Annotated in this window: 20 protein-coding genes; 6 read left to right on the plus strand and 14 right to left on the minus strand. The window is 63.5% G+C overall.

The features are described from left to right. Nucleotides 1-65: 65 nt before the first annotated feature. Entirely contained in the window at nucleotides 66-584 is a 519-nt protein-coding gene (locus tag PspTeo4_RS19815; protein WP_322365626.1) for a dihydrofolate reductase, read from the minus strand. 54 nt (nucleotides 585-638) lie between these two features. Between PspTeo4_RS19815 and PspTeo4_RS19820 the strand changes: the two genes are divergently transcribed. Further along, on the plus strand, nucleotides 639-2,030 hold the full coding sequence (locus tag PspTeo4_RS19820) for a DUF2868 domain-containing protein (RefSeq protein WP_322365627.1): 1,392 nt from the start codon (nucleotides 639-641) through the stop codon (nucleotides 2,028-2,030). Next, nucleotides 2,023-3,387 (plus strand): GTPase/DUF3482 domain-containing protein, encoded by a 1,365-nt coding sequence (locus PspTeo4_RS19825; RefSeq protein WP_322365628.1) that lies wholly within the window; start codon nucleotides 2,023-2,025, stop codon nucleotides 3,385-3,387. Before PspTeo4_RS19820 ends, PspTeo4_RS19825 begins: the two co-directional genes overlap by 8 nt. A 105-nt stretch (nucleotides 3,388-3,492) precedes the next feature. Here the strand turns inward: PspTeo4_RS19825 and PspTeo4_RS19830 are convergent, their stop codons facing one another. The 6 genes from PspTeo4_RS19830 to PspTeo4_RS19855 all read right to left on the minus strand — a co-directional run bounded on the left by PspTeo4_RS19830 (nucleotide 3,493) and on the right by PspTeo4_RS19855 (nucleotide 11,413). Next, a complete protein-coding gene (locus tag PspTeo4_RS19830) occupies nucleotides 3,493-4,041 on the minus strand; it encodes a phosphonate degradation HD-domain oxygenase (protein ID WP_322365629.1) in 549 nt (182 codons plus the stop codon). A 132-nt stretch (nucleotides 4,042-4,173) separates the two neighbouring features. Then, nucleotides 4,174-5,199, minus strand: a complete 1,026-nt coding sequence (locus tag PspTeo4_RS19835) for a putative 2-aminoethylphosphonate ABC transporter substrate-binding protein (protein WP_322365630.1) — start codon at nucleotides 5,197-5,199, stop codon at nucleotides 4,174-4,176. A 17-nt stretch (nucleotides 5,200-5,216) separates the two neighbouring features. Beyond that, entirely contained in the window at nucleotides 5,217-6,941 is a 1,725-nt protein-coding gene (locus PspTeo4_RS19840) for a putative 2-aminoethylphosphonate ABC transporter permease subunit (protein WP_322365631.1), read from the minus strand. A 1-nt stretch (nucleotide 6,942) separates the two neighbouring features. Further along, entirely contained in the window at nucleotides 6,943-8,001 is a 1,059-nt protein-coding gene (locus PspTeo4_RS19845) for a putative 2-aminoethylphosphonate ABC transporter ATP-binding protein (protein ID WP_322365632.1), read from the minus strand. Between the two features lie 288 nt (nucleotides 8,002-8,289). Beyond that, nucleotides 8,290-9,159: a LysR family transcriptional regulator gene (locus tag PspTeo4_RS19850; protein ID WP_322365634.1), complete on the minus strand. Its 870-nt coding sequence runs from the start codon at nucleotides 9,157-9,159 to the stop codon at nucleotides 8,290-8,292. Nucleotides 9,160-9,169: 10 nt separating this feature from the next. Then, nucleotides 9,170-11,413 carry a heavy metal translocating P-type ATPase gene (locus PspTeo4_RS19855; RefSeq protein WP_322365635.1) on the minus strand — a complete coding sequence of 748 codons (2,244 nt, stop codon included), beginning with the start codon at nucleotides 11,411-11,413 and terminating at the stop codon, nucleotides 9,170-9,172. 83 nt (nucleotides 11,414-11,496) lie between these two features. Between PspTeo4_RS19855 and cadR the strand changes: the two genes are divergently transcribed. Then, nucleotides 11,497-11,940 carry a cadmium resistance transcriptional regulator CadR gene (cadR, locus tag PspTeo4_RS19860; protein WP_322365637.1) on the plus strand — a complete coding sequence of 148 codons (444 nt, stop codon included), beginning with the start codon at nucleotides 11,497-11,499 and terminating at the stop codon, nucleotides 11,938-11,940. 107 nt (nucleotides 11,941-12,047) lie between these two features. Here the strand turns inward: cadR and PspTeo4_RS19865 are convergent, their stop codons facing one another. Genes PspTeo4_RS19865 through PspTeo4_RS19875 form a run of 3 tightly spaced genes read right to left on the minus strand, consistent with a single transcriptional unit; the run spans nucleotide 12,048 to nucleotide 14,676 of the window. Next, nucleotides 12,048-13,019 carry a thymidylate synthase gene (locus PspTeo4_RS19865; RefSeq protein WP_322365638.1) on the minus strand — a complete coding sequence of 324 codons (972 nt, stop codon included), beginning with the start codon at nucleotides 13,017-13,019 and terminating at the stop codon, nucleotides 12,048-12,050. Between the two features lie 48 nt (nucleotides 13,020-13,067). Beyond that, complete coding sequence (lgt, locus tag PspTeo4_RS19870) at nucleotides 13,068-13,877, minus strand: prolipoprotein diacylglyceryl transferase (protein WP_322365639.1); 810 nt, start codon at nucleotides 13,875-13,877, stop codon at nucleotides 13,068-13,070. Between the two features lie 16 nt (nucleotides 13,878-13,893). Then, nucleotides 13,894-14,676 carry a sulfite exporter TauE/SafE family protein gene (locus PspTeo4_RS19875; RefSeq protein ID WP_322365641.1) on the minus strand — a complete coding sequence of 261 codons (783 nt, stop codon included), beginning with the start codon at nucleotides 14,674-14,676 and terminating at the stop codon, nucleotides 13,894-13,896. A 130-nt stretch (nucleotides 14,677-14,806) separates the two neighbouring features. Between PspTeo4_RS19875 and PspTeo4_RS19880 the strand changes: the two genes are divergently transcribed. Further along, nucleotides 14,807-15,553: an NRDE family protein gene (locus PspTeo4_RS19880; protein WP_322365642.1), complete on the plus strand. Its 747-nt coding sequence runs from the start codon at nucleotides 14,807-14,809 to the stop codon at nucleotides 15,551-15,553. A 99-nt stretch (nucleotides 15,554-15,652) separates the two neighbouring features. Here PspTeo4_RS19880 and ptsP read toward each other — a convergent pair whose 3' ends face one another. After that, nucleotides 15,653-17,926: a phosphoenolpyruvate--protein phosphotransferase gene (ptsP, locus tag PspTeo4_RS19885; protein WP_322365643.1), complete on the minus strand. Its 2,274-nt coding sequence runs from the start codon at nucleotides 17,924-17,926 to the stop codon at nucleotides 15,653-15,655. A 22-nt stretch (nucleotides 17,927-17,948) separates the two neighbouring features. After that, nucleotides 17,949-18,428: an RNA pyrophosphohydrolase gene (locus PspTeo4_RS19890; RefSeq protein ID WP_003249017.1), complete on the minus strand. Its 480-nt coding sequence runs from the start codon at nucleotides 18,426-18,428 to the stop codon at nucleotides 17,949-17,951. Between the two features lie 140 nt (nucleotides 18,429-18,568). Between PspTeo4_RS19890 and PspTeo4_RS19895 the strand changes: the two genes are divergently transcribed. After that, the gene (locus PspTeo4_RS19895) at nucleotides 18,569-19,225 is read left to right on the plus strand and encodes an HAD family hydrolase (protein ID WP_322365645.1); all 657 of its coding nucleotides are present in this window, start codon (nucleotides 18,569-18,571) and stop codon (nucleotides 19,223-19,225) included. Between the two features lie 31 nt (nucleotides 19,226-19,256). Here the strand turns inward: PspTeo4_RS19895 and PspTeo4_RS19900 are convergent, their stop codons facing one another. Next, on the minus strand, nucleotides 19,257-19,682 hold the full coding sequence (locus PspTeo4_RS19900) for a DUF2269 family protein (RefSeq protein WP_322365646.1): 426 nt from the start codon (nucleotides 19,680-19,682) through the stop codon (nucleotides 19,257-19,259). A gap of 86 nt (nucleotides 19,683-19,768) precedes the next feature. Continuing rightward, entirely contained in the window at nucleotides 19,769-21,283 is a 1,515-nt protein-coding gene (gene ilvA, locus PspTeo4_RS19905; RefSeq protein WP_322365647.1) for a threonine ammonia-lyase, biosynthetic, read from the minus strand. A gap of 132 nt (nucleotides 21,284-21,415) precedes the next feature. On the opposite strand from ilvA, the gene rpiA reads away from it, so the two are divergent. Then, a complete protein-coding gene (rpiA, locus tag PspTeo4_RS19910) occupies nucleotides 21,416-22,090 on the plus strand; it encodes a ribose-5-phosphate isomerase RpiA (RefSeq protein ID WP_322365648.1) in 675 nt (224 codons plus the stop codon). The last annotated feature ends 168 nt before the right edge of the window (nucleotides 22,091-22,258 follow it).

The raw sequence follows: 22,258 nt of genomic DNA on the forward strand, positions 1-22,258 counted from the left end.
GGAGCGAACGCTAGCAGAGAATGAGAGGAATTCGCAATTATTGGACCGATTTACCGCCCTGCCCCTCAAGCCTTGTCCCACACCTCGAAGTGGTACGCGGGCCCCTGGCCCTCGGCGGGTTGCGGGTCAGTCGAGTGCAGCGCCCACTGCGCCCTGTCGAACTCAGGGAACCAGGCATCCCCTTCCGGAGACAACTCCACGCGGGTCAGGTACATCCGGCTCACAAGCCCCTTCTCCAGCGCCTGCCCGTACAGTTGCGCCCCGCCGATCAACATCAGCTCATCGACACCCTGCTCGCGCGCCCATTGCTCAGCACGCTCCAAGGCTGCTTCCAGCGAAGCGAACACCTCGGCCCCGGCCAGTTGCAGGCCCGGTTGGCGGCTGACAACGATGTTCAAACGCCCCGGCAGCGGTCGCCCCAGAGAATCCCAGGTCTTGCGCCCCATGATGATCGGCTTGCCCAGGGTGGTGGCCTTGAAATATTTGAAATCCCCCGGCAAATGCCAGGGCATGGAATTGTCGATGCCGATTACGCGGTTCTCGGCGAGCGCCGCAATCAGGCTGAGGGGGAGTGAGGTAGTCATACCGGCGAGGATAGCAAACCCGCCGTGGGTTATGCTTCTGCCCTGAACCGTGCAATGGAAGACCTCGTGACTGGACCGACTGAACTCGACAAGCGCTGGCTCACCGAAGCGGTGCGCCTGCGCGAGGAACACGCCGGCCCCCTGGAGGACCAGGAAGCCAACCGCCATGCGCGCCAGCAAGGCGGCGACCTGGCGACACGCATCGAGCGCCGTGCGCTGTGCCTGGCCGAGCGCGATGGCATGACCCTCGCGCTGCGACACTGGAAGCAAGGCGCCCGTCTGGCACTATTGGCATTGCTGCTGATGGCCGTTCTCAGCGGCGCAGGCCTGGCACTTGCAGCCCTCGGCGACGGCCAGCGAGCGGTCAACGTGTTCTGGGCCCTGGGCAGCTTGCTCGGGCTGAACCTGCTGATGCTGCTTGGCTGGGCCGTGGGCTTTGCCCTGAGCGGCGAACAGGGCGCCAGCCTCGGCCGACTGTGGCTCTGGCTAAGTGAACGATTCGCCCGTGATGCCAAGGCCGCGCATCTGGCCCCCGCCCTGTTGGTGCTGTTGCAGCGCCAACGCCTGAACCGCTGGCTGCTCGGCCTGCTGGTGCATGGCCTGTGGCTGCTGGCGATGCTCTGCGCGCTGGGCATGCTGCTGGCCCTGCTCGCCACCCGGCGCTATGGCTTCGTCTGGGAAACCACCTTGCTGGCCGCTGAACCGTTCATCCACCTGACCCAGGCACTTGGCGCCCTACCCTCGCTACTTGGCTTCGCCACGCCCGACGAGTCCATGATTCGCGCCAGCGGCGACACGCTACCCGCCCTGGACATTGCCCGACAGGCGTGGGCCAGCTGGTTGCTTGGCGTGGTGCTGGTCTACGGCCTGCTCCCTCGCCTGTTGTTGGCGGGACTTTGCCTGTGGCGCTGGCGCCAAGGCCGCAACCGCCTGGCCTTGGACCTGAGCTTGCCGGGCTATGCCCACCTGCGTGACGCGCTGATGCCGCGCAGCGAGCGCATTGGCGTACAGGACGCCGCCCCAGACGCACTGCCTCGGTTCGAAGCCGGCCAATTGGAGAGCGGCAGCAGTGGCGCCTTGCTGGTTGGTTTGGAGCTGGACGACCAACGCCCCTGGCCGCCCGCCTTGCCCAAGGCGGTCACCGATGCCGGCGTGCTCGACAGCCGTGAGTCACGCAACCGTCTGCTCGAGCAATTGAGCCGCTTCCCCCCGGCGCGCCTGGCCATCGCTTGCGACCCGCGCCGCTCGCCCGACCGCGGCAGCCTTGCCCTGCTTGCCGAGCTGGCGCGCAATGCCGGTGCCACCCGCATATGGCTGCTGCAGGCAGCACCGGGTGAAGCCCTGGATGCCGAACGCCTGGGCGACTGGCATGACGCCCTGGACCGCCTGGGCCTGCCACATGCCGACACTTCGCCCCTGACCTGGCTGGAGCATGGCCATGACTGAGCCACTGAAACTGGCCGTGGTCGGCCACACCAATGTGGGCAAGACCTCGCTGCTGCGCACCCTGACCCGTGACGTCGGCTTCGGCGAGGTCTCCCATCGTCCGAGCACCACCCGTCACGTTGAAGGCGCGCGCCTGTCCGTGGATGGCCAGCCGCTGCTGGAGCTTTACGATACCCCAGGTCTTGAAGATGCCATCGCCCTGCTCGATTACCTGGAACGTCTGGAGCGCCCCGGCGAGCGCCTGGACGGCCCAGCCCGCCTTGAACGTTTTCTTCAAGGCAGCGAGGCACGCCAGCGCTTCGAGCAGGAGGCCAAGGTGCTGCGTCAGTTACTGGCCAGCAATGCCGGCCTGTACGTGATCGACGCCCGCGAGCCGGTGCTGGCCAAGTATCGCGATGAACTGGAAGTGCTGGCAGGCTGCGGCAAGCCGTTATTGCCGGTGCTCAACTTCGTCGCCAGCAGCCAACACCGTGAGCCGGAATGGCGTGAAGCCTTGGCCCGTCTTGGCTTGCACGCACTGGTGCGGTTCGACAGCGTGGCGCCGCCGGAAGATGGCGAACGCCGCCTGTACGAGAGCCTGGCGCTGCTGCTGGAAGACGCCCGCCCCGCCCTGCAACGGCTGATTGACGACCAGCAAGCCCAGCGCCTGGCCCGTCGACAAAGCGGCAAGCGTCTGATCGCCGAACTGCTGCTCGATTGTGCTGCCTGCCGACGTAGCGTCGAAGCCGAGCCCGCCGCCGAAGCCAAGGCCATCGAGGCGCTGCGTCAGGAGGTACGCCAGCGCGAGCAGCGCTGCGTGGAGTCGCTGCTCAAGCTGTACGCCTTCCGCCGCGAGGACGCCCATGCCGGCGAACTGCCGCTGCTGGATGGCCGTTGGGGGGATGACCTGTTCAACCCGGAAACGCTGAAGCTTCTAGGTGTGCGCCTAGGCAGTGGCGTTGCCGCTGGTGCAGCGGCAGGTGCCGGCGTCGATTTGCTGGTGGGCGGGCTGACCCTGGGTGCAGCCGCACTGGCCGGTGCGATTGCAGGAGGTGCCTTGCAAACGGCACGCAACTACGGCTCACGGTTGATGGGCAAACTCAAAGGCCAGCGCGAGCTGACCGTGGATGACACGGTGCTGCGCCTGCTTGCCTTGCGCCAGCAACAATTGATGGTGGCGTTGGATAATCGCGGGCATGCCGCGCAGGACAGCATCCGCTTGGGTGAATTGGACGAAAAGGCCTGGCGTGAGGGCAAGCTGCCCGAGGCGTTGAGCAAAGCGCGGGCGCATCCGCAATGGTCGACGCTCAACCCTGGGGCACGGGTAAATCAGGCGGAGCGGCAGGAGCAGCTGGAGGCGCTGGTTTCACAGATCTGAATTGGCCTCATCGCCGGCAAGCCAGCTCCCACAGGTATTGAAGGTTGAACCTACCCTGTGGGAGCCGGCTTGCCGGCGATGAGGCCAGTACAAACAATCAACTTCTCAAAGCAGTGCCAATGCTTTCTGCTTCAAGGCCCCCAGATCAATCACCGGCACCGCGACCTCCTTGGCCATCTCATCCCACTCACGCATCCGCAGGCTGACCTCGAACAGCGGATCTCGCTCGAACGCATCCGCCTCGCTCTCGCTCATCACCCCACCCTGATACACAAGGGTCTGCCGGCTCGCCTCACTCAGCCGTTCGTAGTACCCCGGCTGGCGCAAGGTCAGGTAACGCTTGGCTTCCACGTGGTACTGCACCAGCCGCGCCATGCGCTCGCCAAAGCCACAGCGGCGCAAATACTCGGCGCCGATGCGCTCATGGCTGACCACCCCGAAGCCGCCCATGCTGGCGTCACCACCGCACAGGTGGCCGATGTCGTGAAAGAACGCCGCCAGCACCACTTCATCGTCGAAACCTTCGGCCATGGCCAGTTGCGCGGCCTGGGACATGTGCTCGAGCTGGGTGATGGCTTCGCCGATGTAGTCGTCGCTACCATGGCGTTCGTAAAGAGCGAACGTACTGTCGATGATCTGGGCTCGCGTGGGCATCGCAATCGTGTCCTGACGGGTGAATGAGGTGGCCTCTTCGCGGGTAAACCCGCTCCCACAGGTACCCCGTAGCCCTTGAGCTGTACGCGATCACTGTGGGAGCGGGTTTACCCGCGAAGAGGCCGACGACAATTACTGCTGTGCCACCTTCTCCGACTTACCATCATAGCGCTTGCGCCATTCGCTCAGGATCTCGTCACGGTTCTTCGAGGCCCAGGCAAAGTCGTTCTTGATCAGGCGCTGCTCGTAGTCCGCCGGCAATTCGGTCTGCGGCTTGGCAATACCCGGCGCCGCCAGCACGGCGAAGTTTTCCTTGTACAGCTCCATGGCCGCAGGGCTTGCCGAGAAGTCGGCCAAGCGCTTGGCTGCATCGGCTTTCGGCGTGCCCTTGATCACCGCAGTCGCCTCGATCTCCCAGCCCAGGCCTTCCTTCGGCAGCACGATATCCAGCGGCGCCCCTTGCCGCTTGAGCTGCACCGCCGGGTACTCGAACGAGATACCGATAGGGAACTCGCCAGCGGCTGCCAGCTTGCAGGGTTTGGAACCGGAGTGAACGTACTGGCCGATGTTCTGGTGCAGCGCATCCATGTAAGCCCAACCCTGAGGTTCGCCGAAGGTCTGCAGCCAGGCGCTGACATCGAGGAAACCGGTGCCGGATGAGGCCGGGTTGGGCATGACGATCTTGCCCTTGTACTCAGGCTTGGTCAGGTCCTGCCAGCTCACTGGCTTGCTCAGACCTTGCTTCTCGGCCTCGACGGTGTTGAAGCAGATGGTCGCGGCCCACACGTCCATGCCCACCCAGGCTGGGGGATTGGCCGCATCGCGGTAGTTCGCTGCGATCTTGCCCAGGTCTTTCGGCGCATAGGCTTCCAGCATGCCGTTCTGGTCCAGAATGGCCAGGCTGGACGCAGCCAGGCCCCATACCGCGTCGGCTTGCGGACGGTCTTTTTCGGCCAGCAACTTGGCGGTGATGATGCCGGTGGAATCGCGTACCCACTTGATCTCGATGTCCGGGTTGGCCTTCTCGAAAGCCTGTTTGTAGCTCTTCAGCTGTTCGGCTTCCAGGGCGGTGTAGACCGTCAGCTGGGTGCCAGCGGCCGAGGCCTGCAGGCTGAACACGGCGGATACGGCAGCGGCAAGTGCAAGGTGCTTGTGCATGGTGGGTTCCTTACAGGTCAGACGGTCGCGGCGCGCTGGCGCCAGGCTTGGGAGCGGCGCAGCAGGCCGCGGGAAGCGCCGGCCAGCAGCAGCGAGGCTGCGGCACTGGTCAGCAGGATCAGGGTCGACATCGCCGCGGCACCGCCGACGTTGCCGGCATCGTCCATGTTCAGCACGGCGACGGCAGCCAGGATGGTGTCGGGGCTGTACAGGAAGATGGCCGCCGACACGGTGGTCATCGCCGAGACGAACAGGTAGCGGACGATGTCCAGCAGCGCTGGCAGGCAGATCGGCACGGTCACCCGCAGGAAGTGCTTGTACAACGGCGCCTTGAGCGACAGCGCAGCGGCCTCGAACTCGCCATCAAGCTGACGCAAGGCAGTGGCTGCGGTCATCTGCGCGGTGGTCAGGTAGTGGGCGATGGTGCACACCACCAACAGGGCCATGCCGCCATAGAACACATGCAGCGGGTTGCCGTTGAGGTTGAAGAAGAAGACATAGCCCAGGCCCAGAACCAAGCCCGGCACCGCCATCGGAATGAAGCTCAGCAGACGCAGGGACTGGTTCAACAGGCGCTGGCCTTGGGTCTTTTCCATCAGGTAGGCGCCGGTGAATATCACCAGGCTGCCGATGACCGCAGTGCCGATGGCCATCGTCACGCTGTTGCGATAGGCCAGCCAACCGCCGCCGGCCGTGTCCTCGAACATGTAGTGCTTGAGCGACAGCGACAGGTTGTAAGGCCAGAACGTGACCAGCGACGAGTAGATCGCCATGCCGACCACCAGCAACAAGGCCGCGCACACCAGTAACACGATCGCCAGGAAGCAGGCATCACGCCCTCGCGAAACCTTGGGTTCGAACACCTGGGCACGCCCGCTCATGGCCTCGCCCTGACGCCGACGCAACCAGGCATCGACACCAAAGCTGAGCAGCGCAGGCACCAACAGCACCATGCCGATCAGGGCACCACGGCCAAACTGCTGCTGACCGACCACAGCCTTGTAGGCCTCCAGGGCAAGCACCTGATAGTCCCCACCTACCACAACGGGTACGCCAAAGTCGGTGATGGTCAACGTGAACACCAGGCAGAACGCGGCGAACACCGCCTGACGCGTAGCCGGCCAGGTGATGCTGTGGAACGCTCGCCAAGGCCCGGCGCCCATGCTGGACGCGGCATCGAACAGCCGTGCATCGGCCAACGACAGGGCAGACAGCAGAATCATCAGGGCATGCGGGAAGGTGTAGATGGCTTCACCCAGCACGATGCCCCAGAAGCCATAGATGTTGTCGCTCAGCAGACTGCGCAGCAGGCCCTGGTTGCCGAACAGATAGACCAGGGCGATGGCCGGCAGCATCGATGGCGCCAGCAGCGGCAGCAGGGAAATACCGCGCCACAGCCCTTTGGCTGGAATCAGTGTGCGTTGCAGGGCGTAGGCAAACACGTAGGCCAACGGCACGACGATGGCGGCCACAGTGAAGGCCACCGACAAGCTGTTGCCCAGCAGCCAGTGGAAGTTGTCGCTGGCGAACAGCTCACGGGCAGCCGCCAGGCCACCGCCTTGGCCGGCGTCGCCGCTGAAGCCGCGCCAGAAGATCGCCAGCAAGGGCATCAGCACTGCCAGCACCAGGAGGATCAGCAGCAGGCTTTTGCCACCGACGACGAACAACCGGTCACCCAAGGCGACACCCTTGCGCGACGCTGCCTGGGCCCGGATGAACGGCAGGGACATTGGCGCGGCCATCTCAGGCGAACACCTGCAGGTTCTGCGGTGGCAGGGCCACCCAGATGTCCTGCGAACCCAGACGCGGCATGGCTTCCGGGCTCAGCTCGGCAAGCATGGCATGGCCTGGTAGGGCCTTGAGTTCGAAGCTCAGGCGGCACCGATTACCGAGGAAGGTGATTTCATTGACCTTGGCCGGGAACAGATTTTCCTCGTGCACCACCGGGTTGACCGCAATCGCCTCCGGGCGGCAGAACAACCGCCCGCTGCTGGCCGGTGCCGCCCCTGGCGCCAGGCGCATGCTCATGGCGCCGACCTGGGCATGGCTGGCACTGCTGCGCTGGAACGGCAACCAGTTGCCCTGCCCGACGAACTCGGCCACGAATGGTGTGGCGGGCTGGTCGTAGATTTCCTGGGGCGTGGCGTATTGCTCGACCTGGCCGTTGTTCATCACGGCGATGCGGTCGGCCATCAGCATGGCTTCGTCCTGGTTGTGGGTCACCATCAGCGTGGTGATGCCCAGTTGCCGCTGCAACTGGCGAAGCTCGGTGCACAGGTGCTCACGAACTCGCGCATCCAGTGCCGACATCGGCTCATCGAGCAGCAGCAAGGAGGGTGCTGGCGCCAGGGCACGGGCCAGGGCCACACGTTGCTGCTGGCCGCCGGAAAGTTGGCCCGGGTACTTCTTCTCGCTACCGGACAACCCCACCAGTTCAAGCATCTCGGCCACGCGTCGGCGGCTTTCGTCGCGGCTACTGCCGGTCAGGCCGTAAGCGATGTTGGCTTCGACGGTGAGGTTGGGAAACAGTGCGTAGGACTGGAACAGGATGCCGTAATCACGGGCCTGGGGTGGCAGCAGGGAAATATCGCGTTCGCCGATGTACAGCTCACCTTGATCCTGACGCTCAAGACCCGCGATGCAACGCAGCAGGGTGGTCTTGCCGCAGCCAGAAGGCCCCAACAGGCAGACAAGTTCGCCAGCGGCGATGTCCAGGTAGACATTGTTGAGCGCCGTAAAGGCACCGAAACGCTTGTGGATACCGCGCACTTTCATCTGTGCGCCCGGGGTGGCGTTGTTCATGGCAGGGCCTCATCGAAGAGATGGGGGCCATGCTAGGAAGGCAATGAGACGGTTCTGTGGCGTTAAGGCAAAAGCGGGTGATAGTGGTATAGGCAGATTTTTGTAGTGGCCATAAGGGCCTCTCAGGATCACTGCAGTACCTGTGGGAGCAACTGTCTTGTGTTGCCTGTACCGGCCTCATCGCCGGCAAGCCGGCTCCTACAGGTACAGCGGTGATCTCAAGGTTGGCGCGGTCCATGTGGGAGCCGGCTTGCCGGCGATAGGGCCCTCCTGGCCACTACAAAACTGTCAGAACTGCGACCCCGCCACTTCCTGCGCCACCCCCAGAAAGGCCGCCGGCAACCGCGCCTGGCGCCGCTCCTTCAGACAGTACAGGTACTCATGCATCACGGGCGCATCCTCCAGCGTCAGCACCCGCAGTTCAGGGTTGTGCGGCACCTCGTGCCGGGCGATCACGCTGATACCGATATTGCGCAGCACAGCCTCGCGAATCGACTCGCGGCTGCCAATTTCCAGCAACGCCCCGGCCTTCACCCCCGCCGTCTGCATCATGTGTTCCGTCAGCTGACGCGTGGTCGAACCTTTTTCACGCATCAACAGGCACTGCCCCGCCAACGCTTCGATGGACACCGTCTGCCGATGCGCCAGCGAATGGTTGCGATGCACCGCCACCACCAGCGGGTCGCTGCCCAGCACCCGACGCACCAGGCGGGCATCTTCCATCAGTTGCGATGAGGCGGCGATATCCACCCGGTAGTCTTCGAGCATCTCCACCACCTGCTGGGAATTGCCGATTTCAACCGACACTTCGACCTGGGGCAGGCGTTCGCGGAAGATTTTCACCAGATCGAGAATGTAGTAAGGCGCGGTGGCTGCAATGCGCAGGCTGCCTTGGGACTGGCCGCTGTTACGCAGCTCGAATTCAATATCGGCTTCTTGCTGAAGCAGGGCCTTGACCATCGGCAACAGCCGCACGCCCTCCTCGCTCAACACCAACCGACGCCCACCCCGGTAGAACAGCTCCACCGCGTACTGGCTCTCCAGGTTGCGGATCTGCGTGGTCACGGTGGGCTGGCTGAGCCCGAGCTTCTTGGCTGCCTGGGTGATGCTGCCCAGGCGGGCCACCATGTAGAAGGCTTTGAGCTCGGCACTCAGCATTGAAAAACCTCTATTTGCGCAACAGGCGCAAGCCGTTGAACACCACCAGCAGGCTGACGCCCATGTCGGCGAACACCGCCATCCACAACGTCGCCATGCCGGCAAAGGTGATCGCCAGGAATATCGCTTTGATACCCAAGGCCAGAACGATGTTCTGCATCAGGATCGCCGCACTTTGGCGCGACAGCCTGACGAACGCCGGGATTTTGCGCAAGTCATCGTCCATCAGTGCCACATCGGCGGTCTCGATGGCCGTGTCGGTGCCAGCGGCGGCCATGGCGAACCCGATCTCGGCGCGGGCCAGGGCCGGGGCGTCGTTGATACCGTCCCCGACCATGCCAACCCGATGACCTTGGGCGTAGAGCGCTTCGATGGCCTTGAGCTTGTCCTCGGGCATCAGGTTGCCTTCGGCGCGATCGATGCCCACCTGGGCGGCAATGGCTTGTGCGGTGTGGGGGTTGTCACCGGTGAGCATGAGCGTCTTGATGCCCAGCTCGTGCAGCTCGGCGATTGCCTGGCGACTGCTGTCCTTGACCGTGTCGGCCACCGCGAACAGGGCCAGCGGGCCGGAGCGGTCGAGCAGCAGGACCACGGTTTTACCCTGGCGCTCCAGAGCGTCCAATTGTGCTTCCAGCTCAGGTGAACAAAGGCCCAGTTCCTCGACCAGGCGGTGATTGCCCAGGTGATAAAGCTCCCCATCGATCTCGCCGCGCACACCACGGCCGGCCAGGGCGGCGAATCCCGTCACTTCGTTCAACGGCAGCCCTTGGGCCTTGGCAAACTGGGCGATGGCGCCCGAGACCGGGTGATCGGAGCGGGCGGCGAGGCTGGCCGCCAGCGCTTGGGCACGTCCCTCGAACAGCGGGTCGAGCACCTGTGCATCGGTTTGCACCGGCTTGCCGTGGGTGATGGTGCCGGTCTTGTCCAGCGCCAGCACATCAAGCTTGCGACCGCCCTCCAGGTAAACCCCACCCTTGATCAGAATACCCTTGCGCGCCGCCGCGGCCAGGCCGCTGACAATCGTGACCGGCGTGGAGATCACTAGCGCGCAAGGGCATGCCACCACCAACAGGACCAGGGCACGGTAGACCCAGTCGAACCAGGCGCCAGCCATGAACAGGGGCGGAATGATCGCGACCACCAGGGCGATGGCGAATACCACCGGCGTGTAGATGCGCGAGAAGCTGTCGACGAATCGTTGGGTCGGCGCCCGAGCGCCCTGAGCTTCCTCGACGGCCTTGATGATGCGCGCCAGGGTGGAATGCCCGGCCGCAGCGGTCACGCGGTACTCCAGCGCACCCGCCTGGTTGATGGTGCCAGCGAACAGCTTGTCGCCGACGGTCTTCTCGACGGGCAGGCTTTCGCCGGTGATCGGCGCCTGATCGACACTCGATTGCCCACTCATCACTTCGCCGTCCAGGCCGATACGCTCACCTGGGCGCACCCTCGCCACGCTGCCGATGGCCACTTGCCGCACCTCGACTTCGCGCCACTGGCCATCAGCCTGCTGGACTGTGGCCATGTCAGGGGTGAGCTGCATCAAGCCACTGATGGCATTGCGCGCCCTGTCCAATGAACGAGCCTCGATCAACTCGGCGATGGTGAACAGCACCATGACCATGGCCGCTTCCGGCCACTGGCCGATCAGCACCGCGCCGGTCACCGCAATACTCATCAGGGCATTGATGTTGAGGTTACGGTTTTTCAGGGCAATCCAGCCCTTCTTGTAGGTCCCCAGGCCACAGCCCAGGATCGCCGCCAAGGCCAACGCGGCCACCACCCACTCGGGCGCCACGGCGCTGAAGTGGATGATTTCCGCAGCAATGGCCGCCACGCCCGACAAGGCCAGCGGCCACCAACGGGTTTTGTTCGGCACGATTGGCGTGGCGGCATCCACCTCGTCCAACAACGGCTCGGCCTTCATGCCCAGGCTGTCGATGGCGCGCTCGATGGCGGCGGTAGCACCCAAGGTGTGACGCACGCCGAGCACGCGGTTGATCAGGTTGAACTCCAATTGCTCGATACCTGCCAGCTTGCCCAGTTTGTCCTGGATCAGCGTCTGCTCGGTCGGGCAGTCCATGGCCTCGATACGGAAACGGCTGAACTGCGCCCCGTCACTGGCCTTTTCAGTCAGCTGCACCAGAGCAGGCGCGGCGTGGGAGCCGCAACAGCTGTGGGCGTGGGAATCGTGGCAGTGGCTTTCGCCGCCATGGGCATGGTCGTGCTTGTGTTCGTGACTGACAGGCTGGTTCATGGGGTCGTCCTTAAAATGCGCCTGTTGCCAAGTGAACACCCTGTAGCCACTATAGGGTCAAGCTACCTGCTGGAGATTTCGCCATGAAGATCGGTGAATTGGCCAAGGCCACCGACTGCGCCGTGGAGACCATCCGCTATTACGAACGGGAGCAGCTGCTGCCGGAGCCTGCACGCACGGACGCCAACTATCGGCTGTACACCCAAGCCCACGTGGAGCGGCTGACCTTCATCCGCAATTGCCGCACCCTGGACATGACGCTGGATGAAATACGCAGCCTGCTACAGCTGCGCGACAGCCCAGAAGGCTCGTGCGGCAGCGTCAATGCGCTGATCGACGAACATATCGAGCATGTGCAAGCGAGGATCGATGGGCTGGTGGCGCTGCAAGCGCAGTTGGTGGAACTGCGACAGCGTTGCAATGCGCAAGGGGACGAGTGCGCGATCTTGCAGCAACTGGAAGTGAACGGGGCGGTATCGGTGCCGGAAACTGAGCATTCGCACGTGGGGCGCAGTCACGGGCACTGATCCGACACCGCAATCGCCGGCAAGCCGGCTCCCACAAGGACCGCCCCGACCTTGAAATCAGCGCAGCACCTGTGGGAGCCGGCTTGCCGGCGATGAGGCCGGTGAAGTCAGACCGCCATCGGCGCCGTCATCGGCGCATGGTGCTCATACCCTTGCAGGCTGAAATCACTCGGTTCGATCTTCTCCAGCCACTCCGGCTCGTACTTGCCGGTCTTGGCGAACTCCGGCACGCGGTCGCTGATTACCAGCTTCGGTGCTTCCAGCGGCTCGCGCTTGAGCTGCTCGTTGAGCATGTCCAAGTGGTTCTCGTACACATGGGCGTCGCCGATGAAATAGGTGAACCAGCGCGGAGTGTAACCAGTCAGGCGGCCGAACAGCGACAGCAGCGCCGCGCCCTCGGTGAGGTTGAATGGCGTGCCCAGACCCAGATCGTTGGAGCGAATGTAGAGCGTCAGGGAAATTTCCTTGGTCTCGGCGTTAGGGTGGAACTGGTACAGCAAGTGGCATGGTGGCAGGGCCATTTCGTCCAGCTGGGCGCAGTTCCAGCCGTGGAACAGGATGCGACGGCTGCCTGGATCGTTGGCGATGGTGTCCAGGCACTGACGCACCTGGTCGATGGCCTTGTACAGGATGACGAACGCCTGGCCGTCTTCCTCATCCTTGGCGATCTGGCGGAAACCGGCCTTCTCGGCCATCTCGATCGCCGCCGGGTTGCTCAGCGGAATGCGCTTGTAGCCCGGCCACTGGCGCCATTGCACGCCATAGATCTCGCCGAGGTCGTCATGGCCCTGACGGAACGGGTTGGCCAGCCACTGGGCGTTTTCGTTGGCGTTCTGGTCCCAGACCTTGCAGCCAAGCTCGCGGAACTCAGCGGCATTCTTCACGCCACGCAGGAAGCCGACCATCTCGCCGATGGCCGACTTGAAGGCCAGCTTGCGCGTGGTGATGGCCGGAAAGCCCTTCTGCAGGTCGAACTTGAGCATGGCGCCCGGCAGGCTGATGGTGCGAATGCCGGTGCGGTTTTCCTGCAGGGTGCCGTTCTCGATGACGTCACGGACCAGATCTAGATACTGTTTCATGGCTTACCTGTAACAAGAACGGCAGGGGGATCGCCCCTGCCGTGAAATTCAAACGGTGGCCTTGGCCGTCGGTTTACGGTTGTAGGCCCACCAGATCAGGAAGATGCCGCCAACGATCATCGGCACGCAAAGCAACTGACCCATGGTCAACCAGCCGAAGGCGATGTAGCCAAGCTGGGCGTCGGGTACCCGCACGAACTCCACGATGAAGCGGAAAATGCCGTAGAACAGCGCGAACATGCCGGAAACGGCCATGGTCGGACGCGGCTTGCGCGAGTACAGCCAGAGGATGACGAATAGTGCCACACCTTCAAGGGCGAACTGGTAAAGCTGCGACGGGTGACGTGGCAACTGGGCCGGGTCGCTGAACGGAGGGAAGATCATCGCCCATGGCACGTCGGTGGCCTTGCCCCACAGTTCGGCGTTGATGAAGTTGCCAATACGCCCGGCGCCCAGGCCGATCGGCACCAGCGGGGCGACGAAGTCCATCAGTTCGAAGAACGACTTGTTATTACGCTTGCCGAACCACAAGGCCGCCAGCATCACACCGATGAAGCCGCCGTGGAACGACATGCCGCCCTTCCACACCTCGAAGATCAGCGTCGGGTTGGCCAGGTACTGGTGCAGGTCGTAGAACAGCACGTAACCCAGGCGCCCGCCAACGATCACCCCCATCGACAACCAGAACACCAGGTCCGAGAGCTTTTCACGGGACCAGGTGGGGTCAAAGCGGTTCAGACGGCGCGAAGCCAGCAGCCAGGCGCCGCCGATGCCGATCAGGTACATCAGGCCGTACCAGTGGATTTTCAGCGGCCCGATGGCCACGGCCACGGGGTCTATCTGCGGGTAAGGCAGCATGGAACTTCCTCTCGATTCAAATCAAAAAGCTGAGGCCGACGCAGAACAGCAGTGCTGCGAACAGGCGTTTCAACAAACGTGGCGACAGCTTGTGCGCCAGGCGCGCGCCGAAGCGGGCGAAAAACATGCTGGTCACGGCAATGCCGACCAATGCCGGCAGGTACACATAACCCAGGCTGTGGGCCGGCAAGTGCTCCTCGTGCCAGCCCAGCCACATGAAGCTCAGGGCACTGGCCACGGCAATCGGCAGGCCGCAGGCTGAAGAGGTGGCCACCGCCTGCTGCATGGGCAGGCTGCGCCAGGTCAGGAACGGCACGGTCAGCGAACCGCCGCCGATGCCGAAAATGGCCGAGGCCCAGCCAATCACACTGCCTGCACCCACCAGTGCAGGTTTGCCGGGGACGCCAAGGCTGGCCTTGGGCCTGAGGTCCAGGGCCATCTGCACGGCGATGATCAGCGCGAACACACCGATGATCTTCTGCAACTGCGGGCCCTGGATCAGCGAGGCCGTCTTGGCACCGACACCGGCCCCGATAAGGATACCGAGGGTCATCCAGGCGAAGATCGGCCATTGCACCGCGCCCTTGCGCTGATGCTCGAGCACGGCGTTGATCGAGGTGAATACGATGGTCGCCAGCGAAGTGCCGACGGCCAGGTGGGTCAACACCGAAGGGTCGAAGCCCTGCAGGGTAAAGCTGAACACCAGCACTGGCACGATGATGATGCCGCCGCCCACGCCGAACAGCCCGGCCAGTACGCCGGCGCACGCGCCCAACAGCAGATAGAGTACGAACTCCATTCGTCGCCCCCAAGGAAAACAATCCAGCATGGTAACGGATGCCGGGCTCGGGGCTCTAGTGAACTCTGTGACAGGATGGATCGGCGCCGCCCCAATGGGTAGAGTGGCGAAAAACACAGAGGCCCAACCGATGTGCCTGATCGTATTCGCCTGGCGGCCCGGGCATGCCCTGCCGCTGATCGTCGCGGCCAACCGTGACGAATTCTATGCCCGCCCCACCCAGGCTCTGGGGGCTTGGGAGGATGCACCTGGCGTGCACGCCGGACGTGATCTGGAAGCTGGCGGCACGTGGCTGGGCGTCGGGCCTGGAGGGCGCTTCGCCGCGCTCACCAATATCCGCGACCCCGGGCAGCCACTGGGGCCACGCAGCCGGGGCGAGCTGGTGGCGGCGTTTCTGCAGGGTGAGTTAGGGGTTGAAGGGTATCTCGACCAGGTGGCCAGCCGCAGTGGGCAGTATTCGGGGTTCAATCTGCTGGTGGGTGATCGTCACCAACTGGGTTACCTGCATGCCCGGGAAGCCGCGCCACGACTGCTGGCTCCCGGGGTTTATGGGCTTTCCAATGCCGGGCTGGATACGCCATGGCCGAAGCTGGTGAAGGCGCGAAGCGGGCTGGAAGCATTACTGGAATCAGCAGACCCGCAGCGCATGCTGGCGTTGTTGGCCGATGCTGAACCGGCAGGGGATGGGGAATTGCCGGAGACGGGGGTTGGGCTGGCGACCGAGAAGCTGCTGTCGAGTGTGTTCATTGCCAGCCAGAACTATGGAACCAGGGCCAGCACTGTGCTGATTGTGGATGATCAAGGCAAAAGACGGATGATCGAACGCAGTTTCGGGCCGTTTGGTGGGCATTTAGGGGAAGTTGAGCTGGAAGTCTGACGCCTGCACCGGCCTCATCGCCGGCAAGCCGGCTCCCACAGGTACTGCGGCGCGGTCCAAGTGGGAGCTGGCTTGCCAGCGATGGGGGCGATGCGGGACTCAGAGGCTCTTGTTCGGCCCGATCATCCGCGCCAAGCCAAGGTTCTTCAGGGCCAACTGCAACGAGCTGTGGATAACCTGCGGGTTGTCATGGCCCATGGCCTCAGCCAACAGTTCCTTGGCCTTGCTCATGTTGATCTGGCGCAGCATCCACTTCACCTTGGGCAGGTTGGTGGCGTTCATCGACAGGCTGTCGAAGCCCATGGCCATGAGCAGGATGGCCGCTGCCGGGTCACCGGCCATCTCACCGCAGATGCTCACCGGCTTGCCTTCGCCATGGGCGTCACGCACCACGGTATTCAGCGCCTGCAGCACCGCGGGGTGCAGGTAGTCGTACAGGTCGGCGACGCGTGGGTTGTTACGGTCGACCGCCAGCAGATACTGAGTCAAGTCGTTGGAACCCACCGAAAGGAAATCAACCTGGCGCGCCAGCTCCTTGGTCTGGTACACCGCAGCCGGGATCTCGACCATCACGCCAACCGGCGGCATCGGCACGTCGGTGCCCTCGTCACGCACCTCGCCCCAGGCACGGTGGATCAGGTGCAAGGCTTCTTCCAGCTCGTGAATACCGGAAATCATCGGCAGCAGGATGCGCAGGTTGTTCAGGCCCTCGCTGGCCTTGAGCATGGCGCGGGTCTGGACCAGGAAGATTTCCGGGTGGTCGAGGGTGACGCGAATACCGCGCCAGCCCAGGAACGGGTTCTCTTCCTTGATCGGGAAGTACGACAGTGCCTTGTCACCGCCGATGTCGAGGGTCCGCATGGTCACCGGCAACGGATGGAACGCCGCCAGTTGCTCGCGGTAGATCGCCAGCTGTTCCTTCTCACTGGGGAAGCGCTGGTTGATCATGAACGGTACTTCGGTGCGGTACAGGCCCACACCCTCGGCACCGCGCTGCTGGGCGCGGGCAACATCGGCCAACAGACCCGTGTTGACCCACAACGGCATGCGGTGGCCGTCCGGGGTCACGCAGGGCAGTTCGCGCAACGCATCGAGGCCCTGGGCGAGCTGGCGCTCTTCCTCCACCACATCGCTGTACTGCTTGCGCAACACGTCGCTGGGGTTGGTGAACACCTCGCCTTTGTAGCCGTCGACGATCATTTCGATGCCGTCGACCTTGGAATACGGCAGGTCGACCAGGCCCATCACCGTCGGAATACCCATGGCCCGGGCCAGGATCGCGACATGCGAGTTGCCCGAACCCAGTACCGACACCAGCCCCACCAGCTTGCCCTCGGGCACTTCGCCGAGCATGGCCGGTGTCAGCTCTTCGCTGACCAGGATGGTGTTGTCGCCGTAGACCAGCGACTGCGAACGGGCCTCTTGCAGGTAAGCCAGCAGGCGCCGGCCGAGGTCTTTGACATCGGATGCGCGCTCGCGCAGGTAGTCATCGTCCATCAGCTCGAAGCGGCTGACGTGCTCGCCGACCACCTGGCGCAAGGCACCTTGCGCCCACTGGCCGGTCTTGATGACCTCCATTACCTCGCCACCCAGGGCGGCGTCTTCGAGCATCATCAGGTAGACATCGAACAACGCCCGTTCTTCCGGGCGCAGCTGCGTGGCCAGCTTGGCGGACAGCTTGCGCATGTCTTCGCGCACGCCTTCCAACGCGTTCTGGAACAGCTTGAGTTCGGCATCGACGTCATCGACGGTCTTGTCCGGCACCACCTCGAGGTCTGCCGGCGGCAGCATGACCACAGCACGCCCGACTGCAGCACCCGGCGAGCCCGGCACGCCGACGAAGCGCGCCTCTTGAATGCCCTTGCCCTGACGCCCCAGGCCACGGATCGAACCCGTAGCCTCGGCATGGGCAATAACCCCGGCGAGCTGGGCGCTCATGGTGACCAGGAAGGCTTCCTCGCCCTCGTCGAACTGGCGGCGCTCCTTTTGCTGGATAACCAGAACGCCCACCACCCGACGGTGGTGAATGATCGGCGCACCCAGGAAGGACGCGAATTTCTCTTCACCGGTTTCGGCGAAGTAGCGATAACGGGGGTGATCGGCGGCGTTTTCCAGGTTCAGCGGCTCTTCGCGGGTACCAACCAGGCCGACCAGGCCTTCGTTGGGAGCCATGCTGACCTTGCCGATGGAGCGCTTGTTCAAGCCCTCGGTGGCCATGAGCACGAAACGGTTGGTTTCCGGGTCAAGCAGGTAGACGGAGCAGACCTGGCTGCCCATGGCTTCCTTGACGCGCAAGACAATGATACCCAACGCCGTCTTGAGATCTTTGGCGGAGTTCACTTCCTGGACGATCTTGCGCAGCGTATTGAGCATGGCTCGGGGTCGAACTCCGTCGTCAGTCGCGCGTCAGCAGACGCGGTGCTAGCTCTTTCAGGGCGCGTCGGTAGACCTCGCGCTTGAATGTCACTACCTGGCCCAGCGGGTACCAATAACTGACCCAGCGCCAGCCGTCGAACTCAGGCTTGCCGGTCAGGTCCATCCGCACCCGCTGTTCGTTACTTACCAGGCGCAGCAGGAACCACTTCTGCTTCTGGCCGATACACAGCGGCTGGCTGTGGGTACGCACCAGGCGTTGGGGTAAACGATAACGCAACCAGCCACGGGTGCAGGCAAGAATTTCCACATCGTCGCGTTCAAGGCCAACTTCTTCGTTCAGCTCGCGGTACAGGGCATCTTCCGGCGTTTCGTCAGGGTTGATGCCACCCTGAGGAAATTGCCAGGCATCCTGGTTGATCCGCCGAGCCCATAGCACCTGCCCGGCATCATTCGTGAGAATGATCCCGACGTTAGGGCGAAAACCATCCGGGTCGATCACGGCAGCAACCTCGCAAACGCATGTCACCGCATTGTTCCACAAAGCTCACAAGCGCAGCAACGCGCCCGCCAAGCTTATGTGCAGCGAGGTGAAAACTCCGTATTCTGCGGGCTCCCTTGTGGCTGATGTGAGTGACCGCGATGCGCCTGGCTTTATTCGACCTGGACAATACCCTCCTCGGTGGCGACAGCGACCATGCCTGGGGTGACTATCTGTGCGAACGCCGCATCCTTGACCCGATCGCCTACAAGCAGCGTAACGATGGTTTCTACCAGAGCTACCTTGCCGGTACTCTGGACCTGCAGGCCTACCTGGCCTTCTCGATGGAAATCCTTGCCGCGACCGCACCGGCCCAGCTCGACGAATGGCACCGGGACTTCATGCGCGACTGCATCGAGCCGATCATCCTGCCCAAAGCCGAAGCCCTTCTGCGCCAGCACCGCGAAGCCGGCGACAAGCTGGTGATCATCACCGCCACCAACCGCTTCGTCACCGCCCCCATCGCCCGCCGCCTGGGTGTGCGCACCCTGTTGGCCACCGAATGCGAAACCGTGGACGGTCGCTACACCGGGCGCAGTACCGATATACCGTGTTTCCGTGAAGGGAAGGTGACGCGTCTCAAGCGCTGGATGCTGGAGAATGGGTATGACCTGAAGGGGAGTTGCTTCTATAGCGACTCGATGAATGACCTGCCGTTGCTGGAGCAGGTGGAGCGGGCAGTGGCCGTGGACCCTGACCCGAACCTGCGGGCGGAGGCCGAGCGGCGGGGGTGGCAGGTGATGTCGCTGAGGGGTTGAGGCCGCCAGGGCCGCTTTGCGGCCCTTTGCCTTAAACCGGTTTTGCCCCCATCAGCCCCGCGATGGACAGCAAGCACACCCCACTGAACACCGCCAGCGCCAGGGTGAACTTCAAACCCACCACCTCGGCCTTGCGCAACCGATTCAAGCGCACCATCAACCACCACACCGCAAACGCGCCAAGGGTATAGATGACACTGGACGCCAGCACCCAGGTCTGCCCCAGCGGCCAGCCGACCAGATGCACCAGCCACCAGCCGGTGAACGGCATGCTCACCAGGCACACCCCCATCAGCAGCCAGACGAATACCAGCGGCCTGCGCAGCAGCTTGCCATAGGCTTCGGCATCGCCCCGCCGGCGTGCCAGCACGGTCCAGATCGCCAGGCCCAGCGCGCCCAGCAGCAACAGGGCAGTGGCAATGATGTGCAGGGCTTTGAGAGTTGTCAGATGTTCCATGACCACATTGTCCTTAAGCAGGCGATTTTGCTGTGGCCTCTTCGCGGGTAAACCCGCGAAAGGGCCATCAGCCCTAGCTTAGCTGTTTAGCCCAGAAACAACCGATACGCCGGGTTGTCGGTCTCGTCCCAATATGGGTAGCCGATCTTGGCCAAAGCCGCTGGCACCAGGTGACGCTCATCCTCCGGCACCTGCAGGCCAGCCACCACGCGCCCATCGGCCGCGCCATGGTTGCGGTAATGGAACATCGAGATATTCCAGCGCCCGCCCAGCTTGGTCAGGAAATTGAACAGCGCGCCCGGCCGCTCGGGGAATTCGAAACGCAGCACGATCTCGTCACTGGCCCCAGCCGAGTGGCCACCCACCATGTGGCGGATGTGCAGCTTGGCCAGTTCGTTGTCGGTCAGGTCGGTAACCGGGAAGCCTTGTTCGATCAGTTGCTGGACCAACGCCGCGCGTGGGTCGTTTTCCGGGTGGGTCTGCACGCCGACGAAAATGTGCGCCTCGTCGGAGGTGTGCTTGCGGTAGTTGAACTCGGTGATCTGGCGCTTGCCGATGGCCTCGCAGAAGGCTTTGAAGCTGCCTGGCCGCTCGGGAATGGTCACCGCGATGATCGCTTCGCGCTTTTCACCCAACTCGGCTCGCTCGGCCACGTGGCGCAGGCGGTCGAAGTTGACGTTGGCGCCGGAGTCGATGGCCACCAGGGTCTGGCCGCTCACACCCTTGAGCTCCACGTATTTCTTGATGCCAGCAACGCCTAACGCGCCGGCAGGTTCGGTAATCGAGCGGGTATCGTCGTAGATATCCTTGATTGCCGCGCAGATTTCGTCTGTGCTGACGGTGACCACTTCATCCACGTAATGACGGCAGATGTCGAAGGTATGCTGGCCAATCTGCGCCACCGCCACGCCGTCGGCGAACAGCCCGACCTGCGGCAGCACCACGCGCTCGCCGGCCGCCATGGCTGCCTGCAGGCAGTTGGAATCGTCCGGCTCGACACCGATCACCTTGATCTCTGGACGCAGGTACTTCACATAGGCGGCGATGCCGGCGATCAGGCCACCGCCACCGACGGGCACGAAGATGGCATCCAGCTGCCCGGGGTGCTGGCGCAGGATTTCCATGGCCACGGTGCCCTGGCCGGCAATGGTGTGCGGGTCATCGTAGGGGTGGATATAGACGAAGCCCTTCTCGTCGACCAGCTTCAGCGAATAGGCCAGCGCCTCCGGGAACGAATCGCCATGCAGCACCACCTTGCCGCCCCGCGAGCGCACGCCTTCGACCTTGATTTCCGGGGTGGTCTTGGGCATCACGATAGTGGCCTTGATGCCCAACTCGCGGGCCGCCAGCGCCACGCCCTGGGCATGGTTGCCGGCCGATGCAGTGACCACGCCACGAGCCAGTTCTTCCGCACTCAGCTGCGCCAGCTTGTTGTACGCCCCGCGAATCTTGAAGGAAAACACGGGCTGCAGGTCTTCGCGCTTGAGCAGCACCTGGTTGTTCAGCCGTTTGCTCAGCTGCCCGGCACTCTGCAGCGGGGTTTCGACCGCAACGTCGTAGACGCGCGAGGTGAGGATCTTCTTGACGTACTGTTCGAGCATCGGGAAAGCATCACTGGCCGCGGGACAAGGGCTGGGAGTCTACCCCAGCGCTACGTCGGGCGACCACAGCAAAGCCGCCCGAGCCGTTATACTAGGCAACTTTGAAACCGCCCTGCCCCTTTCGGAGCCCGCATGACCCAGGACCAACTCAAACAGGCCGTCGCCCAGGCCGCTGTCGACTTCATTCTGCCCAAGCTGGATGAAAAGAGCGTCGTCGGCGTCGGAACCGGTTCGACCGCCAACTTCTTCATTGACGCCCTGGCCCAGCACAAGACCGCCTTCGACGGCGCGGTCGCCAGCTCCGAGGCCACTGCCCAGCGTCTGAAGGGCCACGGCATCCCGGTGTACGAGCTGAACAGCGTCAGCGAGCTTGAGTTCTACGTCGATGGCGCCGACGAAAGCGATGCGCACCTGAACCTGATCAAGGGCGGCGGCGCAGCCCTGACCCGCGAGAAGATCGTCGCCGCCGTGGCCAAGACCTTCATCTGCATCGCCGACGGCAGCAAGCTGGTGCCGGTGCTGGGCGCCTTCCCGCTGCCGGTCGAAGTGATCCCGATGGCCCGCAGCCACGTGGCGCGCCAGCTGGTGAAGCTGGGCGGCGACCCGGTCTACCGCGAGGGCGTGGTGACCGACAACGGCAACGTGATCCTGGACGTGCACAACCTGCAGATCACCAACCCGGTGGAGCTGGAAAGCCAGATCAACGCCATTGTCGGCGTGGTCACCAACGGCCTGTTCGCCGCCCGTCCCGCAGACCTGCTGCTGCTGGGCACTGCCGAAGGCGTGAAAAGCCTCAAAGCCGAGTAATGGCTTCACGGCGCAGGCCCTTATCCACAGGGCCTGCGCTTTCGTCACCGTCATCCCGCCTTCTATATATATTCCAAAGAGTTAGTTCATAAACTCTTGATAAGCCATTAGGGTATATACACCGGACCACCGGACCAGCAAATGTCTGTCGCGATCAGCTGAAGCGAC

The organism is Pseudomonas sp. Teo4 (genome assembly GCF_034387475.1).
Taxonomy (GTDB): Bacteria; Pseudomonadota; Gammaproteobacteria; order Pseudomonadales; family Pseudomonadaceae; genus Aquipseudomonas.

Bases quoted from the DNA above. Each gene is read 5' to 3' on its own strand.
- PspTeo4_RS19875 (WP_322365641.1), bottom strand. From the start codon at position 14,676: ATGGAGTTCGTACTCTATCTGCTGTTGGGCGCGTGCGCCGGCGTACTG.
- PspTeo4_RS19840 (WP_322365631.1), bottom strand. From the start codon at position 6,941: ATGGCCGCGCCAATGTCCCTGCCGTTCATCCGGGCCCAGGCAGCGTCG.
- PspTeo4_RS19900 (WP_322365646.1), bottom strand. From the start codon at position 19,682: ATGGAACATCTGACAACTCTCAAAGCCCTGCACATCATTGCCACTGCC.
- cadR (WP_322365637.1), top strand. From the start codon at position 11,497: ATGAAGATCGGTGAATTGGCCAAGGCCACCGACTGCGCCGTGGAGACC.
- PspTeo4_RS19830 (WP_322365629.1), bottom strand. From the start codon at position 4,041: ATGCCCACGCGAGCCCAGATCATCGACAGTACGTTCGCTCTTTACGAA.
- ptsP (WP_322365643.1), bottom strand. From the start codon at position 17,926: ATGCTCAATACGCTGCGCAAGATCGTCCAGGAAGTGAACTCCGCCAAA.
- PspTeo4_RS19820 (WP_322365627.1), top strand. From the start codon at position 639: ATGGAAGACCTCGTGACTGGACCGACTGAACTCGACAAGCGCTGGCTC.
- rpiA (WP_322365648.1), top strand. From the start codon at position 21,416: ATGACCCAGGACCAACTCAAACAGGCCGTCGCCCAGGCCGCTGTCGAC.
- PspTeo4_RS19850 (WP_322365634.1), bottom strand. From the start codon at position 9,159: ATGCTGAGTGCCGAGCTCAAAGCCTTCTACATGGTGGCCCGCCTGGGC.
- PspTeo4_RS19865 (WP_322365638.1), bottom strand. From the start codon at position 13,019: ATGAAACAGTATCTAGATCTGGTCCGTGACGTCATCGAGAACGGCACC.
- ilvA (WP_322365647.1), bottom strand. From the start codon at position 21,283: ATGCTCGAACAGTACGTCAAGAAGATCCTCACCTCGCGCGTCTACGAC.
- PspTeo4_RS19855 (WP_322365635.1), bottom strand. From the start codon at position 11,413: ATGAACCAGCCTGTCAGTCACGAACACAAGCACGACCATGCCCATGGC.
- PspTeo4_RS19815 (WP_322365626.1), bottom strand. From the start codon at position 584: ATGACTACCTCACTCCCCCTCAGCCTGATTGCGGCGCTCGCCGAGAAC.
- lgt (WP_322365639.1), bottom strand. From the start codon at position 13,877: ATGCTGCCTTACCCGCAGATAGACCCCGTGGCCGTGGCCATCGGGCCG.
- PspTeo4_RS19845 (WP_322365632.1), bottom strand. From the start codon at position 8,001: ATGAACAACGCCACCCCGGGCGCACAGATGAAAGTGCGCGGTATCCAC.
- PspTeo4_RS19880 (WP_322365642.1), top strand. From the start codon at position 14,807: ATGTGCCTGATCGTATTCGCCTGGCGGCCCGGGCATGCCCTGCCGCTG.
- PspTeo4_RS19825 (WP_322365628.1), top strand. From the start codon at position 2,023: ATGACTGAGCCACTGAAACTGGCCGTGGTCGGCCACACCAATGTGGGC.
- PspTeo4_RS19835 (WP_322365630.1), bottom strand. From the start codon at position 5,199: ATGCACAAGCACCTTGCACTTGCCGCTGCCGTATCCGCCGTGTTCAGC.
- PspTeo4_RS19895 (WP_322365645.1), top strand. From the start codon at position 18,569: ATGCGCCTGGCTTTATTCGACCTGGACAATACCCTCCTCGGTGGCGAC.